General features: G+C 64.4%; 14 protein-coding genes and 1 pseudogene. 3 read left to right on the forward strand and 12 right to left on the reverse strand.

The window, feature by feature from the left end; all coding sequences use genetic code 11:
* Positions 1-336: 336 nt before the first annotated feature.
* The 3 genes from EJ073_RS26650 (at position 337) to EJ073_RS26660 (ending at position 3,645) form a co-directional block, all read left to right on the forward strand.
* The gene (locus EJ073_RS26650) at positions 337-1,392 is read left to right on the forward strand and encodes a sugar phosphate isomerase/epimerase (protein WP_126058215.1); all 1,056 of its coding nucleotides are present in this window, start codon (positions 337-339) and stop codon (positions 1,390-1,392) included.
* A gap of 147 nt (positions 1,393-1,539) precedes the next feature.
* Positions 1,540-2,727 (forward strand): Gfo/Idh/MocA family oxidoreductase, encoded by a 1,188-nt coding sequence (locus EJ073_RS26655; protein ID WP_126058216.1) that lies wholly within the window; start codon positions 1,540-1,542, stop codon positions 2,725-2,727.
* 66 nt (positions 2,728-2,793) lie between these two features.
* A complete protein-coding gene (locus EJ073_RS26660; RefSeq protein WP_126058217.1) occupies positions 2,794-3,645 on the forward strand; it encodes a sugar phosphate isomerase/epimerase in 852 nt (283 codons plus the stop codon).
* A gap of 230 nt (positions 3,646-3,875) precedes the next feature.
* On the opposite strand, the gene phnE (EJ073_RS26670) is transcribed toward EJ073_RS26660, so the two are convergent.
* The 12 genes and pseudogenes from phnE (EJ073_RS26670) to EJ073_RS26725 form a co-directional block, all read right to left on the reverse strand.
* Positions 3,876-5,243 carry a phosphonate ABC transporter, permease protein PhnE gene (gene phnE, locus EJ073_RS26670; protein WP_126058218.1) on the reverse strand — a complete coding sequence of 456 codons (1,368 nt, stop codon included), beginning with the start codon at positions 5,241-5,243 and terminating at the stop codon, positions 3,876-3,878.
* A gap of 65 nt (positions 5,244-5,308) precedes the next feature.
* Complete coding sequence (gene phnE, locus EJ073_RS26675) at positions 5,309-6,262, reverse strand: phosphonate ABC transporter, permease protein PhnE (RefSeq protein ID WP_126058219.1); 954 nt, start codon at positions 6,260-6,262, stop codon at positions 5,309-5,311.
* Positions 6,263-6,319: 57 nt separating this feature from the next.
* On the reverse strand, positions 6,320-7,228 hold the full coding sequence (gene phnD, locus EJ073_RS26680) for a phosphonate ABC transporter substrate-binding protein (RefSeq protein ID WP_126058220.1): 909 nt from the start codon (positions 7,226-7,228) through the stop codon (positions 6,320-6,322).
* A gap of 163 nt (positions 7,229-7,391) precedes the next feature.
* On the reverse strand, positions 7,392-8,249 hold the full coding sequence (gene phnC / locus EJ073_RS26685; RefSeq protein ID WP_126058221.1) for a phosphonate ABC transporter ATP-binding protein: 858 nt from the start codon (positions 8,247-8,249) through the stop codon (positions 7,392-7,394).
* Positions 8,250-8,431: 182 nt separating this feature from the next.
* On the reverse strand, positions 8,432-9,142 hold the full coding sequence (locus EJ073_RS26690) for a DUF1868 domain-containing protein (protein ID WP_126058222.1): 711 nt from the start codon (positions 9,140-9,142) through the stop codon (positions 8,432-8,434).
* 104 nt (positions 9,143-9,246) lie between these two features.
* The gene (locus tag EJ073_RS26695; RefSeq protein ID WP_126058223.1) at positions 9,247-9,861 is read right to left on the reverse strand and encodes a DapH/DapD/GlmU-related protein; all 615 of its coding nucleotides are present in this window, start codon (positions 9,859-9,861) and stop codon (positions 9,247-9,249) included.
* On the reverse strand, positions 9,858-10,565 hold the full coding sequence (gene phnL, locus EJ073_RS26700; RefSeq protein WP_126058224.1) for a phosphonate C-P lyase system protein PhnL: 708 nt from the start codon (positions 10,563-10,565) through the stop codon (positions 9,858-9,860). Before phnL ends, EJ073_RS26695 begins: the two co-directional genes overlap by 4 nt.
* A gap of 313 nt (positions 10,566-10,878) precedes the next feature.
* Entirely contained in the window at positions 10,879-11,655 is a 777-nt protein-coding gene (phnK, locus tag EJ073_RS26705) for a phosphonate C-P lyase system protein PhnK (protein ID WP_126058225.1), read from the reverse strand.
* A complete protein-coding gene (locus EJ073_RS26710) occupies positions 11,652-12,551 on the reverse strand; it encodes an alpha-D-ribose 1-methylphosphonate 5-phosphate C-P-lyase PhnJ (protein WP_126058226.1) in 900 nt (299 codons plus the stop codon). Before EJ073_RS26710 ends, phnK begins: the two co-directional genes overlap by 4 nt.
* 2 nt (positions 12,552-12,553) lie before the next feature.
* Positions 12,554-12,829, reverse strand: coding sequence for a hypothetical protein (locus EJ073_RS26715; protein ID WP_126058227.1), 276 nt, complete (start codon positions 12,827-12,829; stop codon positions 12,554-12,556).
* Positions 12,826-13,241, reverse strand: a pseudogene (gene fosX, locus EJ073_RS26720) (FosX/FosE/FosI family fosfomycin resistance hydrolase). The gene EJ073_RS26715 and the pseudogene fosX overlap by 4 nt, the downstream one beginning before the upstream one ends.
* Positions 13,238-14,350, reverse strand: a complete 1,113-nt coding sequence (locus EJ073_RS26725; RefSeq protein ID WP_126058228.1) for a carbon-phosphorus lyase complex subunit PhnI — start codon at positions 14,348-14,350, stop codon at positions 13,238-13,240. Before EJ073_RS26725 ends, fosX begins: the two are co-directional and overlap by 4 nt.

Below are 14,350 nucleotides of genomic sequence, written 5' to 3' on the forward strand. Positions count from 1 at the left end.
TGCGATTCCTCCCCAAGGTGCTCCAGTGTCTTTCTGGCAAACTGGTTCGACCAATTGGGCCTGATGCGAGGTCTACCGCAAATTCATCTGCACGGCAAGAAGTCGCGTGCGGCGATGTCATGCTCTGCTTACTTCTTTGAATAATCTAACATATTTTCACAGTTTGTGACGAACGAAAGCGCTTCCGGCGCCTGTTCGGCCGCTTGACCAAATGTTTATATTTGGTCATACCAGAATGACGGCGCGTACTGGCGCCGACAGGAAAACACCAAACGGGCTGGCCCTGCTTTCAATCAGCGCTATGCTTGGTCGTCAAAAGAGAGAGGGAGGATGCCGATGCCGTCGACGATGAAGGGTCCCGGTCTGTTTCTGGCGCAGTTCGCGGGCGATGCCGCGCCGTTCAATTCGCTGCCGTCGATCACCAAATGGGCAGCCGGCCTCGGCTACAAGGGAGTGCAGATACCGACTTGGGACGCGCGGCTGTTCGACCTGGAGAAGGCGGCGACCTCCAAGGCCTATTGCGACGAGGTGAAAGGCATCTGCGCCGATGCCGGCGTCGAGATCACCGAGCTCTCGACGCATCTTCAGGGGCAACTGGTGGCGGTGCATCCGGCCTATGACGCGCAATTCGATGGCTTCGCGCCGGCGGCCGTCCACAACAATCCGAAAGCCCGGCAGCAATGGGCGGTCGAGCAGATGGAATTCGGTGCCAAGGCATCGAAAAATCTGGGGCTCAAGGCCTCGGTCTCCTTCTCCGGAGCGCTGGCCTTCCCCTACCTTTACCCATGGCCGCAGCGGCCAGCCGGCCTGATCGAGGAGGCTTTCGCCGAGCTCGGCAAACGCTGGAAGCCGATCCTCGACGTCTATGACGAGAACGGTGTCGACATCGGCTATGAGATCCATCCGGGCGAGGATGTGTTCGACGGCGCCACTTTCGAGATGTTCCTCGACGCGGTGGGCGGCCACAAGCGCTGCAACATCAATTACGACCCGTCGCACTTCCTCTTGCAGCAGCTCGACTATCTCGAATTCATCGACATCTACCACGAGCGTATCAAGGCGTTTCACGCCAAGGACGCCGAGTTCAACCCGACCGGGCGGCAAGGCGTCTATTCCGGCTATCAGGGCTGGGTAAACCGCGCCGGGCGGTTCCGTTCGCTCGGCGACGGGCAGGTCGATTTCGGCGGCATCTTCTCCAAGCTCACCCAGTACGGTTACGATTCCTGGGCGGTGCTGGAATGGGAATGCTGTCTAAAGCATCCGGAGGATGGTGCTGCCGAAGGCGCGCCCTTCATCCAGCACCACATTATCCGGGTGACGGAGAAGGCCTTCGACGATTTCGCCGGCGGCGCAACCGACAAGAAGGCGCTGCGCGCGATGATGGGAATCTAATACCGCTTTCCCTCCCCCTGGGGGAGGGTGGCCCAAAGCCGGGCGGGGTCGGCTCATGCCGAGCTTCACGCTCGGCAACCCCACCCGATCCGCTGCGCGGATCGACCTCCCCTCAAAGGGAGGCAAGCACCAACGAGGGAGACAGGAATGGTCGGCGCATCGAAGTCGGAAACGGGAGGCGGCCCGATCCGCTACGGTATGGTCGGCGGCGGGCAAGGCGCCTTCATCGGCGCGGTGCACCGGATCGCGGCCAGGCTGGACAACGACTTCGTCCTGGTTGCCGGCGCACTGTCGGCCAACCCGGAGCGCGCCAAGGCTTCGGCCGCCGAGCTCGGCCTCGATCCGGCGCGCAGCTACGGCTCCTACGCCGAGATGGCCAAGGCCGAGGCCAAGCGGCCGGACGGCATCGAGGCGGTGGCGATCGTCACGCCCAACAATGTGCATGTGCCGGCGGCCAAGGCCTTCCTCGAGGCCGGCATCCACGTCATCTGCGACAAGCCGCTGGCAACCACGCTGGCCGAGGCGAAGAAGCTCGCCGCGCTGGTCGAGAAGACCGGCAAGGTGTTCGTGCTCACCCACAATTACACCGCCTATCCGATGATCCGCCAGGCGCGCGAGATGGTGGCCAAGGGCCAGCTCGGCGACATCCGCATCGTGCAGTCGGAATATCCGCAGGACTGGCTGACCGAGGATCTCGCCGCGACCGGCCAGAAGCAGGCTGCGTGGCGCTCCGACCCCAAGCAGGCCGGTGCCGGTGGTGCGCTCGGCGACATCGGCACGCATGCCTACAACCTGGCGCGCTTCGTCTCCGGGCTGGAGCTCGATGCGCTGTCTGCCGATCTCGACGCCTTCGTGCCGGGGCGGCAGCTCGACGACAACATCAATGTGCTGTTGCGCTTCAAGCCGGTCGGCAAGGCGCATCCCGCCAAGGGCATGATCTGGGCCAGCCAGGTGGCGCCCGGCCATGAGAACGGTCTAAAGCTGCGCATCTATGGCTCGAAGGGCGGGCTGGAATGGGTGCAGGCCGATCCGAACTATCTCTGGTATACGCCGTTCGGCCAGCCGAAGCAGCTCCTGACCCGCGCCGGCGCCGGCGCGCTGCCCTCCGCCGGGCGTGTCACCCGTGTTCCCTCGGGCCATCCGGAGGGCTATCTCGAAGGCTTCGCCAATATCTACCAGGAAGCGGCCCGCGCCATCCGCGCGGCGCGCAGGAAGGGCGGCAAGCCGGCAAAGGATGTCGTCTTCCCGACGATTGCCGACGGCGTCGAAGGCATGGCCTTCATCGGGGCCTGCGTGAAGTCGTCGAAGAAGAACGGGGCGTGGACGAAACTCTAATCGGGGCGCCCAGTCGGCAGGGAATGACAGAGCCGGCGTTCAGGCGGCCGTCAGGGGAGGGTGTCGATGAAAATCGGCATGTGCATGTTCTTGTGGACGACCAGCGTCTCAAAGAAGCACGAGGCGCTGCTTCGCGACATCAAGGCGACCGGCTTCGACGGCGTCGAGATCCCGGTGTTTTCCGGCGCGCCCGACGACTACAAGAAACTCGGCGACCTGCTCGACCGCATCGGGCTGCAGCGTACCGCTGTCTCGGCCATGGGTGATCCGGCGATGAGTCTGATCGCGGCCGATGCCGCGACGCGCAAGGCCGGCATCGACTATATGAAATGGGCGATCGACTGCAGCGCCGCGCTCGGCGCCAACAGGCTGAGCGGTCCACTGCATTCGACGCTGGGCGCCTTTTCCGGCAGCGGACCGACGGCGGCAGAGAAGAAGCGCTCGGTCGCCTCCCAGCGCGCCATTGGCGACCATGCCGGCAAGAAGGGCGTCACCATCGGGTTAGAGGCGCTCAACCGCTTCGAATGCTATCTGCTCAACACGATGGACGATTTGTCCGAGCATATCGACGCGATCGACCGGCCGCACGTCAAGGCGATGTACGACACGTTCCACGCCAACATCGAGGAGGCCGATCCGATCGGCGCCTATTTGCGCAACCGCCGGAATGTCGTCCATATCCATATTTCGGAGAATGATCGCGGGGTGCCGGGCCGGGGCAATATTCCCTGGAAGGAGACGTTCTCGGCCATCCGCAAGAGCGGCTATGACGACTGGCTGACCATCGAATCCTTCGGGCGGTCGCTGAAGGACCTGGCTGCGGCGACGAAGGTTTGGCGGGATTTTGCGGAGACGCCGGAGGCCGTGTATCGGGAGGGGTACAAGCATATCAGGGATGGGTGGAAGAAGGCGGCTTAGAATGGCCGTCCGACGAGCGCCGCGATCCTTCGCGCCCCCCTCTGTCCTGCCGGACATCTCCCCCACAAGGGGGGAGATTGGCGGCTGCGGCGCTTAGCTCAATTCGGCAACGTAGGAGATTGGCGAAAGCCATGGGTGGCGGCTGATCTCCCCCCAAGTGGGGGAGATGCCCGGTAGGGCAGAGGGGGGCGCTGTCCCGTCGACCTCTCGCAAGATTCTGCTAGCGAGGACTAACCCCGCGCAGCCTGCAACCTGTTGTAGTCATGCAGCGTGCGGCTGAGCCGGCGACGCAGGAAGTTCGAGATGTTGTCGAAGATGAAGACGACGGCCAGCGTCAGCAGCACCATGTAGAAGACGTTGGCCCAGTTGGAGTTGGTGCGCATCGCTTCCCATAATTTCAGGCCGATACCGCCGGCTCCGACGGCGCCGATGATGGTGGCGCCTCTGGTGTTGGATTCCCACTGGTAGAGCGTCTGGCTGATGAAGACCGGCACCACCTCCGGCAGCACGCCGTAGCGCTGCACAAGCAAGCCGTTGGCGCCGGTCGACTGCACACCCTCGCGCGGCTTGTCGTCGATGTTCTCCAGCGCCTCGGAATAGGTTTTGCCGAGCGTGCCGATCTCGGTGAAGAAGATCGCGGCACTGCCGGCGAGCGGACCGGGGCCGAAGGCGCGGGTGAAGAACAGCGCCCAGATCAGCATGTCGACCGAGCGCATGAAGTCGAAGAAGCGCTTCAGCACCTGGCTGAGCAGCCCGCTCGGCGTGATGTTGCGGGCGGCGAAGAAGGCGAGCGGGAAGGCGACGATGCCGCCGAGCAGCGTGCCGAGGAATGCCATGACGATGGTCTGCAACAGCTTCGTCCAGACATCGCCATGCTGCCACTGGGCGTTGTTCCAGATGTTGTCGGCGGCAAGCGCGAGATTTGATGTGCCGGGTTTCAGCTCTGGACCGGAGAGGATCAGCGCGGCCACTTCGCCGGCCGGTTTCCCGAAGAAGGGCGATCGCGTGTCGAAGACGAAGTTCGCCCAGCCGAGGAAACGCTTGCGCACCTTGACGCGGTCGACTGTGACGCGCACCTCGCCGACGAAGCCCATCCTCGCGACGACTTCGTCGTCATGCGCGGTGATCCAGTCGGGCACCGGGCCTGAGATCACGGGCTTGCCGCTGGCCAGCGACACGGGCACCGTCTGGCCGTTGGCGACAATCACGGCTTTGGTCTTGTCGAAGGTGACGGATTTGGCCAGGCCGTCGATCAGCACGGTGAAGGTGCCGTCCGGGTTCCTGATCACCCAGTCAGGATTGGGGTTCTCGCCAAGCGCGGAGAAGCGCGGGTATTTGGGCGTGATCTCCGGCTGGTCGAGGCGGAACTCCGGCTGCAGGTCGTAGCTGATCCATTGCGAAAGGAAGAGCGGCAGCCGCTCCCAATGCGACTCGCGCAGCACCTGCGGCATGCTGAAGAACCACAGGGCATAGGCGAGGTACAGGACGGTTCCAGCAACCAGGAACAGCGGTCCGAAACGCTTGTAGAGCGGCCGCCGAAATATCTGCGGGTAGCGCGCCTCTATCGCCTGCATATCGTTTGCTGTGATCGTGGCCATGGCTCAACCCTTGGTCCTGACCATGATCTTGTCCGAAAACCGGCGTCCACTTTTCGGGATCATGGTCAGGCGCTCATCAGAAAGGCCTGCTCGCCGACGAGCTTGCGGCGCAGCCAGGCGGAGAACTGGTCGACGATGAAGATGGTGGTGAAGAGCAGCAGCACCAGCGCCAGCGTCTTGGCGCCGAAGCCGCGCGAGATGGAGAGCTTCAGCTCCTCGCCGATGCCGCCGCCGCCGACTGCGCCCATAATCGTCGAGATGCGCACGTTGATCTCGATGCGCAGCAACGTATAGGACATGAAATTGGGCAGCACTTGCGGCAGGGCGGCAAAGCGGATGCGCTCGAACCAGTTGGCGCCGACCGCCCGCAAGCCTTCCTCGGCGCGCATGTCGATGTTCTCGTTGATCTCGTAGAAGAGCTTGCCGAGCGCGCCGATCGAATGCAGGCCGATGGCGATGATGGCGGCGACCGGGCCGATCGAGACGATGGCCGCGAACAGCCCGGCAATGACGATCTCCGGAAAGGCGCGCAGCAGTTCCATGAAGCGCTTGACGACGAGCCTGAGCGCCGGGCTCGGCGTCAGGTTGCGCGCGGCGATGAAGGAGAAGGGCACGGCGAAGACAAAACCGATGAAGGTCGAGACCAGCGCCACGTTGACCGTGGTCAGCATCAGCTCAAAATATTCGGGAATGTAGAAATCGCCCCAGACGTAGACGCGGCCGAGTGGGAAGTTGAATTCCTGCGTGCCGATGTCATGCGGCGAGGCGACGTCGAACAGCGCCCGCCAGACGTCGTTCCAGTCCTTGGGGATCAGCCAGCTCAGGAAATCCAGCAAATGCGGCAGCCGTTCGAAGAAGTGGCCGGCATTGGCCTCGTCGGCGAACCACATGGTCGCGCACATGGCGACGAGAAGCAGGCCGACACCGAGGCCGGTGTAAAGCCGGCGCAACGACGTCTGGCGCCGCCAGGCATCGGCCGCCAGGCGGGTCGCATCGGAATGGATTGTCGCTGAAGTCATGATCGGGAGATGCAAAAAGGGCGGCGTTTTTGACCGCCGCCCTTTTTCCTGATGCCGTCAGCCGCCGATCGCGGCTTTGCGGGCTTCGACGATGACATTGTAGAAGTCCGGCTTGACCGGAACGTAGCCGGTGAAGTCGCCGCCCTCGACGCCCTCGAAGCAGGCCTTGTCCTTGGTCGGCAGCGCGGTGAAGAAGGCGGTGAGTTTGGCGGTCATGTCGTCGCCGAGCGCGGTGCGCACGACCAGCGGGCCGTTCGGGATCAGGCCGGAGCGCCAGACCTCGACGAAGTCGTTCGGATCGACGGCGCCCTTGGCGACTTCCTTGTGGAAGGTGCCGGAGGTATAGCCGTTCTTGAAATCGCCGATGCCGGAGGAATCGTCCACCGCGACGTCGACCTTGCCGTCGCGGACGGCGAGGATGTTGTTCTCATGGCCGCCGTTGAACTGGGTCGAGGCGAAGAAGGCCTCGTTCGACTGGCCGGTGTCCTTCGGAATCTGGGTCAGCGGGATCAGATAGCCGGAGGTCGAGTCCGGGTCGGCATAGCCGAGCTTCTTGCCCTTGGCCGACTTGATGTCGGTGATCCCCGACGACTTCAGCGCCAGGCCGATCGAATAGTAGCCGGTGGCGCCGTCGGTCTGCTGGGTGGTGAGGATCGGGGTGACCGCCTTGGGGTCCTTGATATAGACGCTGGCATAGCCGGAAGCGCCGAGCTCGGCGAAGTCGAGCGTGCCGCCGAGCAGGCCCTGGATGACGCCGTCGTAGTCGGCGGCCGGGAACAGCGAGACCTTCTCGAAGCCGAATTCTGCCTTCAAATGGTCGGCCAGGCACTGGTAGTTGCGCAGCCGGTCCGTCTCGTTTTCGCCGCCAAGGATGCCGACGCGGAATTCCTTGAGGTCAGCGGCATGAGCAGCGCTCGTCGCGATGGCGAGCAGTGATACGGCGCCAAAAACCATCTTCCTAAACATTTGGATCTCTCTCCTGTTGTTCCGGCCTCGCGCCGGCGACGTTCGAATTTTTGACAGCTGCCTTTGACGCGGGCGGGCGATCCGGGTTGCTCGTTTTCTTGGCCATGATCCTTGCCGAACCGGTTGCCGCTCTTCGTCAGCGCGGACGGTTCGCAAACATCGACTAGTAGCCGGGGAATGCGGGCTCGAGCGGTCCGGCGGATGCGGTAATCTTCGGCTTGAAGTTGACGCTGGTCGACGTGATGGCCTCGGAGATATCGGCGCCATTGCTGTCCGCACTATAGACAAGACGCACGGCGTCGCGGTCGAGATCCTCGGGCGCGCCGTCGAACACGACCTTGCCGGCGGCCATGCCGATGATGCGGTTGCAATAGGCCCGCGCCGTGTCCAGCGTGTGCAGATTGGTGATGACGGTGATGCCTTCGCGCAGGTTGATGTCCTGCAGCGAGTCCATCACCACCTTGGCGTTGAGCGGGTCGAGCGAGGCGATCGGCTCGTCGGCGAGCAGCACCCTCGGCTGTTGCATCATGGCGCGCGCGATCGCCACGCGCTGCTGCTGGCCGCCGGACAGCGTGCCAGCCGGCTGCAGCGCGGTGCGGGCGATGTCGAGGCGCTCAAGCGCCGCTACCGCCTCGGCGCATTCGCTGCGCGAGAACATGCCGAACAGGTTGGAGAGCGTCGAGCGGTGGTTTAGCCGGCCGAGCAGCACGTTGGTCAGCACGTCGAGGCGCGGTACCAGGTTGAACTGCTGGAAGATCATGGCGCAGTCGCGCTGCCAGCGCCGCAGCGGCGAACCCTGCAGGCGGGAGACTTCGGCGCCGTCAAAAAAAATCGACCCCTGGCTGGGGTCGATGAGACGGTTGATCATGCGCAGAAGCGTCGATTTGCCGGCGCCGGAGCGGCCGATGATGCCGACCATCTGGCCCTGCGGGATCGACAGGTCGACGGCGCTGACCGCGGTGTTCTTGCCGAATCGTCGGGTGACACCGCGGATTTCGAGCGTGGCGGATGTTGCTGACATGGGCAAAGCTCCAGTCCAGTCGCGCTTTGAAGGTCTGTTGACCTTGGCTAGCGCAACGCCATGAACCTGCCGTGTCGGATTGATGTCAGTTTTGTTACCGCCCACAGGCCAGGGCCCAGAGCCGGAATGCCTGCATGTCGTTGTCCCATACCGCTAGGCACTTTTGGGCGCCATGCATGGGCTCAACCGAGGACCAGGAGCTCCTCGAAATGCTTCATGTCGCGGAAACTGCAAAAGGCCGGCGGATTGAGTTCGATGACCGGCGCTTCGCGGTCGAGGAAGGACAGGCAATCGTCGAACAGGTCCTGCCAGGCCGCCGCGCGCTCGTCGGCAAGGCGGCGGATCTGGTAGGCGAAGGTGATGTGGAAGACGTAGGTGTCATGGTCGGGGTGGCGGTAGCCGAACGGCACCGACAGTGCATCGCGCCAGGCCTGGAGGATGCGCCGGTCTTCGTCCGAGGCGCCGGCAACGGTAAGGCCGTTCGGGGTGACGCCGATGGCTCTTATCCTGAACGCGCCGCTCCCCTGGAAGCCTTCCAGGCGCTCCAGATAAAGGCGGGTCATGTCGTCGATGCCGGTGTCGAGCGCCACATCCCGAGGCCAATAGGGGAGCCGGCGGCGCCGCTCGATGATGCCTTGGAACAACGTCATGTGCAGGCTGGAGACCGGGGTGAAGGCAAGCCGGTTGGCGTCAAGCATGGCGCGCATGCGCTCGCGCACCTCGATGACCGCCGCTTCGGAGGGCGAGCCGTTGACGAGGTGGCTGACGACCGTGTTGCCAGGTTCCAGGAGGAAGTTGCCCGCCGCGTCGTAACGAGTGCCGAGATGCACCGGAGGCGTCGGGTTGGTGCCTTCGAAGAAACCGGCGAGCGAGGGTCTGACCAAATCGAGCATTGCGATCTCCAGAGAAAGACCGCCTCGTGACCTAATCCTGTGTCAGGGATATGAAATTCCAGCGTCCGTCCCTGGCAATGACGCACACGTGAACATCGGTGACGTCAGCTATATTTTTCGAGAAACGCCTCGGCTGAAAGCGCACGGAAATCGTCGAGCGAAGCACGCAACCTTGCATGGTCCCAGTCCCACCAGGCGAGCGCCTGGTAGCGCTCGGCGGTGCGACGGTCGAAACGCTCGCGGATCGGCTTCGCCGGCACGCCGCCGACGATGGTGTAAGGCGCAACATCCTTCGACACCACGGCGCCGGCGCCGACCGCCGCGCCATCGCCGACGGTGACGCCGGGCAGGATGGTCGACCCATGGCCAAGCCAGGTGTCGTGGCCGATGGTGACGCGTTTCGCACGGCGCTCTGCGAAGAATTCGCTTTCGTGCTCGGCGTCGTCCCAATAGTCGGAGGCGCGGTAGGTGAAGTGGTGCAGCGTCGGCCGCCAGGTCGGATGGTTGGTGGCGTTGATGCGCACGCCGGCCGCGATGTTGGAGAACTTGCGAATGGTCGCGCACCAGACGGCGCAATCCTGCATCATGTAGGAATAGTCGCCGAGCTCGCTTTCCGAGACCCGGCTGCGATCGGCGATCTCGGTCCAGCGGCCGAGCGTCGAATTCTCGATCTGCGCGGTCGGATGAACCAGCGGTGTTTCCGACAGCTTCCTTGTCATGCCGCGATCTTTCCGGCGGCGAAGGCGGTGACGTCGATGATGCGGTCGGCGACCGCCTCGCGCACATCCTGGTCGTGGAAAATGCCGAGCAAGGCGACGCCCGCCGCCTTCTTGGCGGCGATCAACTCGACCACCACATCGCGGTTCCTGGCATCGAGCGAGGCGGTCGGCTCGTCGAGCAGCAGGACCGGATGCTCGGTGATGAAGCCGCGCGCGATGTTGACGCGCTGCTGCTCGCCGCCGGAGAAGGTCGCCGGCGGCAACGCCCAGAGCTTTTCCGGCAGGTTGAGCTGCGCCAGCAAGGCGCGCGCCTTGTCGCGCGCTGCCCCGCGCTCCTCGCCACGCTCGACCAGCGGCTCGGCGACGACGTCGAGCGCCGAGACGCGCGGCACGGTGCGCAGGAACTGGCTGACATAGCCGATCGTTTGCCGGCGCACGGCAAGCACCGTGCGCGGGCTGGCGCTGGCGAGATCGATCAGGCTGTTCTGGTGCTGGACGATGATCTGGCCCTCGTCGACGGCGTAGTTGCCGTAAAGCATTTTCAGGATCGAGCTTTTTCCCGCGCCGGACGGGCCGCCAAGCACGGCGCATTCGCCGGCGCGGATCGAGAAGGACACGCCGGCGACCACCGGCAAGCGGATGCCGTCGCGCAGGTGCATGGTGAAGCTTTTGGCGACATCGGAGACAACGAGAGGGGTGGGCATCAGAAGGTCCTCCTATTGTCGCCGATCGGCGGGAGAATATGGCCCTTTCTCCCCGTCACTATACGGGGAGAAATGTCCGGCAGGACAATGAGGGGCAGCGCCGAGGTCCAGCTGAAGTGCTCTGCGCTGGGCGACGCTCCTGGGACGGCATTGGCGTCCGCGCGCATTCCCGCCACGTCAGCGCCGCCCCTCATCGCCCTGCCGGGCACTTCTCCCCGTATAGTGACGGGGAGAAGGGGCGGCCTCGTGCGGTTTCGCCAATCTCCAACATTGCAGATAGCCCGTGACAGAGGGGGGTGACTTGGCGCCATCATCACACCTGCAAAATCGAAGAAACAAGCAACTGCGTATAGGGCGCGCGCGGGTCGTCGAGGACGCGGTCGGTCAGGCCGCTTTCGACGACGTGGCCGTCCTTCATCACCATCATGCGCTGCGACAGTAGCCGCGCCACGGCGAGGTCGTGGGTGACGACGATGGCCGCCAGGCCAAGGTCGGTGACCAGCCCGCGCAGCAGGTCGAGCAGGCGCGCCTGCACCGAGACGTCTAGGCCGCCGGTCGGTTCGTCCATGAACACCAGGCGCGGCCCGGTGACGAGGTTGCGGGCGATCTGCAGGCGCTGGCGCATGCCGCCGGAAAAGGCGCGCGGCTCGTCGTCGATGCGGTCCTCGTCGATCTCGACGCGCGACAGCCAGTCGACGGCGGTGGCGCGGATTTTTCCGTAGTGGCGGTCGCCGACGGCCATCAGCCGCTCGCCGACATTGGCGCCGGCCGACACCGTCATGCGCAGGCCATCGGCTGGGTTCTGGTGGACAAAACCCCAGTCGGTGCGCATCAGGAAGCGACGCTCGGCCTCGCTCATGCGGTAAAGCTCGCGCCATTGGCCGTCGCGCATGCGGTAGCTGGCGGTGCCGGAAGAGGGCAGCAGCCGGGTCGACAGGCAGTTGAGCAGCGTCGTCTTGCCGGAGCCCGATTCACCGACCACCGCCAGCACTTCGCCCGGCCACAGGTCGAAACTGACAGTCTCGCAGCCGACGCGCGAGCCGTAGAATTTGGACAGCGCCGAGACGCGCAGCAGCGGTTCGTCGGTCATTCGGCCGGCTCCGTTTTTTCGAGAGCAAGTTGGGCGTCAGGCGCAAGGTGGCCGCGATGGCCTTCCTCACGCCGCTTCTCGCAGTGGTCGGTGTCGGAGCAGACGAACATGTGGCCGCCATGGTCGTCGAGGATGACCTCGTCGAGATAGACGTTCTCGGCTGCGCAGAGCGCGCAGGGCTGGTCGAAGGTCTGCACCTCGAACGGATGGTCCTCGAAATCGAGGCTGACGACGTCGGTGAAGGGCGGCACGGCATAGATACGCTTTTCGCGGCCGGCGCCGAACAACTGCAAAGCCGGCGAACGATGCATCTTCGGATTGTCGAATTTCGGCGTCGGCGACGGGTCCATCACGTAGCGGCCCTCGACTTTGACCGGATAGGCGTAGGTGGTGGCGATGCGGCCGTGCCTGGCGATGTCCTCGTAGAGTTTGACATGCATCAGGCCGTATTCCTCCAGCGCATGCATCTTGCGCGTTTCGGTCTCGCGCGGCTCGAGGAAGCGCAGCGGCTCGGGGATCGGCACCTGATAGACCAGAATCTGGCCCGCGCTCAGCGGATGCTCGGGGATACGATGGCGGGTCTGGATGATCGAGGCCTCGGCCGTCTCGGTGGTGACGGCGACGTTGGCGACCTTCTTGAAGAAGGCGCGGATCGAGACGGCATTGGTGGTGTCGTCGGCGCCCTGGTCGATGACCTTCAGCACGTCGTCGGGGCCGATGATCGAAGCGGTGACCTGGACGCCGCCGGTACCCCAGCCATAGGGCATCGGCATTTCGCGCGAGGCGAAGGGCACCTGGTAGCCGGGTATGGCGATGCCTTTGAGGATGGCGCGGCGGATCATCCGCTTTGTCTGTTCGTCGAGATAAGCGAAGTTGTAGGTGACGATGTCGCTCATGGCTATACCATCCGCTCCGTGCTACCGAATTGACTTGCAAGGCGTGGAAACCGGACCCGATCGAAATGAATTCTGCCGGATGGATGCACCTCGGGATCGTGTTTCTGGCGTTCGCCGGCGCGGTCGTCTTTTTTCTTCGGCGCACGATTTTTCCGGCGCCAAGGGAAGGTTCCAACAATTCCGAAAGTTGGTACGGCGGCGGTGGTGGCTACGAGGGCCACAGTGGACACGATAGCGGTGGGCACGCCGGTCACGGTGGCGGAGACAGCTGAGCTCATTGCACGACCTCCAATTCCCTGTAGCGCGCCAGCCGCTCGGCCAGCGTGCCGGTGTGCAGCTCGAACAGATGGTGTCGTCGTCGTGGAAGTAGATCGAGCGGCCTTCGCCCTCGACGCGCGGACGCGGCGGGCGCATGTCGAGGCCGAGTTTTCTGACACGCTCGGCGTAGCGGTCGAAATCGGCGTCGTCGATCTTGAAGGCAATGTGATTGTAGCTGGGCTCGGTAAGCGGCTCGCCCTGCATGATCGCGATCCAGAGATCGCCGATCAGGAAGAATTTTTCATGCGACAGCGAGAACTGCCGGGCGCCGCTGTCATAGATCTCGCGCGCGTCGAATACGCCGGTCAGGATCTCGCTCATGCGGTCGAGGTCGCGCACGACGAAGGTTATGTGGGAGAGGCTCTCGATCATTCGGCGGCCTCCCGCTTCTCCTCGCCAGTGCGGTGATTTTCGCGGGCGTCGTGCTCGGCGCGCATACGGCGCACAAGGTCGAGCTCGGCCTGGAAGTCGACATAATGCGGCAGCTTCAGGTGCTCGACGAAGCCGGTCGCCTGGACATTGTCGGAATGCGAGATGACGAACTCCTCGTCCTGCGCGGCGGCGACGACATCCTCGCCCAATTCGCTGGCCCGCAAGGCCCGATCGCAGAGCGCCATCGCCATCGCCTTGCGCTCGCTCTGGCCGAAGACCAGGCCGTAGCCGCGGGTGAATTGCGGCGGCGCCTTGGCCGAGCCCTTGAACTGGTTGACCATCTGGCATTCGGTGACGCGGACCGACCCCAGCGGCACGGCGAAGGGCAGTTCCGGCACCTCCAGTTCCAGCTCGACCGCGCCAATGCGGATTTCGCCGACGAAGGGATGGTTGCGGGCATAACCGCGCTGGGTGGAATAGCCGAGAGCCAGCAGAAACCCCTCGTCGCCGCGCGACAGGGCCTGCAAGCGGATGTCGCGCGCCATCGGGAACTGCAGCGGCTCGCGGGTGATGTCGCCGGGGACGTGGTCGCCGGGCATGTCGCCGTCGGCCTCGATCAGGCCTTCGCGGGCGAGGATCGCCGAAACGCGCGGCATCGGCTCGGCCTCGATGGGGCGTTCCATCGGCTCGGCGACGTCGCCGCCGGCGGCAAGTTCGGGATCGAGCAGCCGGTGGGTGTAGTCGAAGGTTGGGCCGAGCAGCTGACCGCCGGGCAGGTCCTTGTAGGTCGCCGACACGCGGCGCTCGATGAGCATGGCGCCGGTATCGACCGCGCTGGTGTAGCCGAAGCGCGGCAGCGTGGTGCGATAGGCGCGGATGAGGAAGATCGCCTCGATCATGTCGCCGCGTGCCTGGACAATGGCGAGCGCGGCCAGCTCGCGGTCGTAGAGCGAACCCTCGCTCATCACCCGGTCGACGCCGAGCGCCAGCTGCTCGACGATCTGGTCGAGGCGCAACGCCGGCACTGAGCGGTCGCCGCGACGGCGATCGGCAAGCAGGCGGTGCGCATTGGCAATCGCGGCCTCGCCGCCTTTCACCGCGACATACAT

This window comes from Mesorhizobium sp. M4B.F.Ca.ET.058.02.1.1 (assembly GCF_003952505.1).
Classification (GTDB): domain Bacteria; phylum Pseudomonadota; class Alphaproteobacteria; order Rhizobiales; family Rhizobiaceae; genus Mesorhizobium.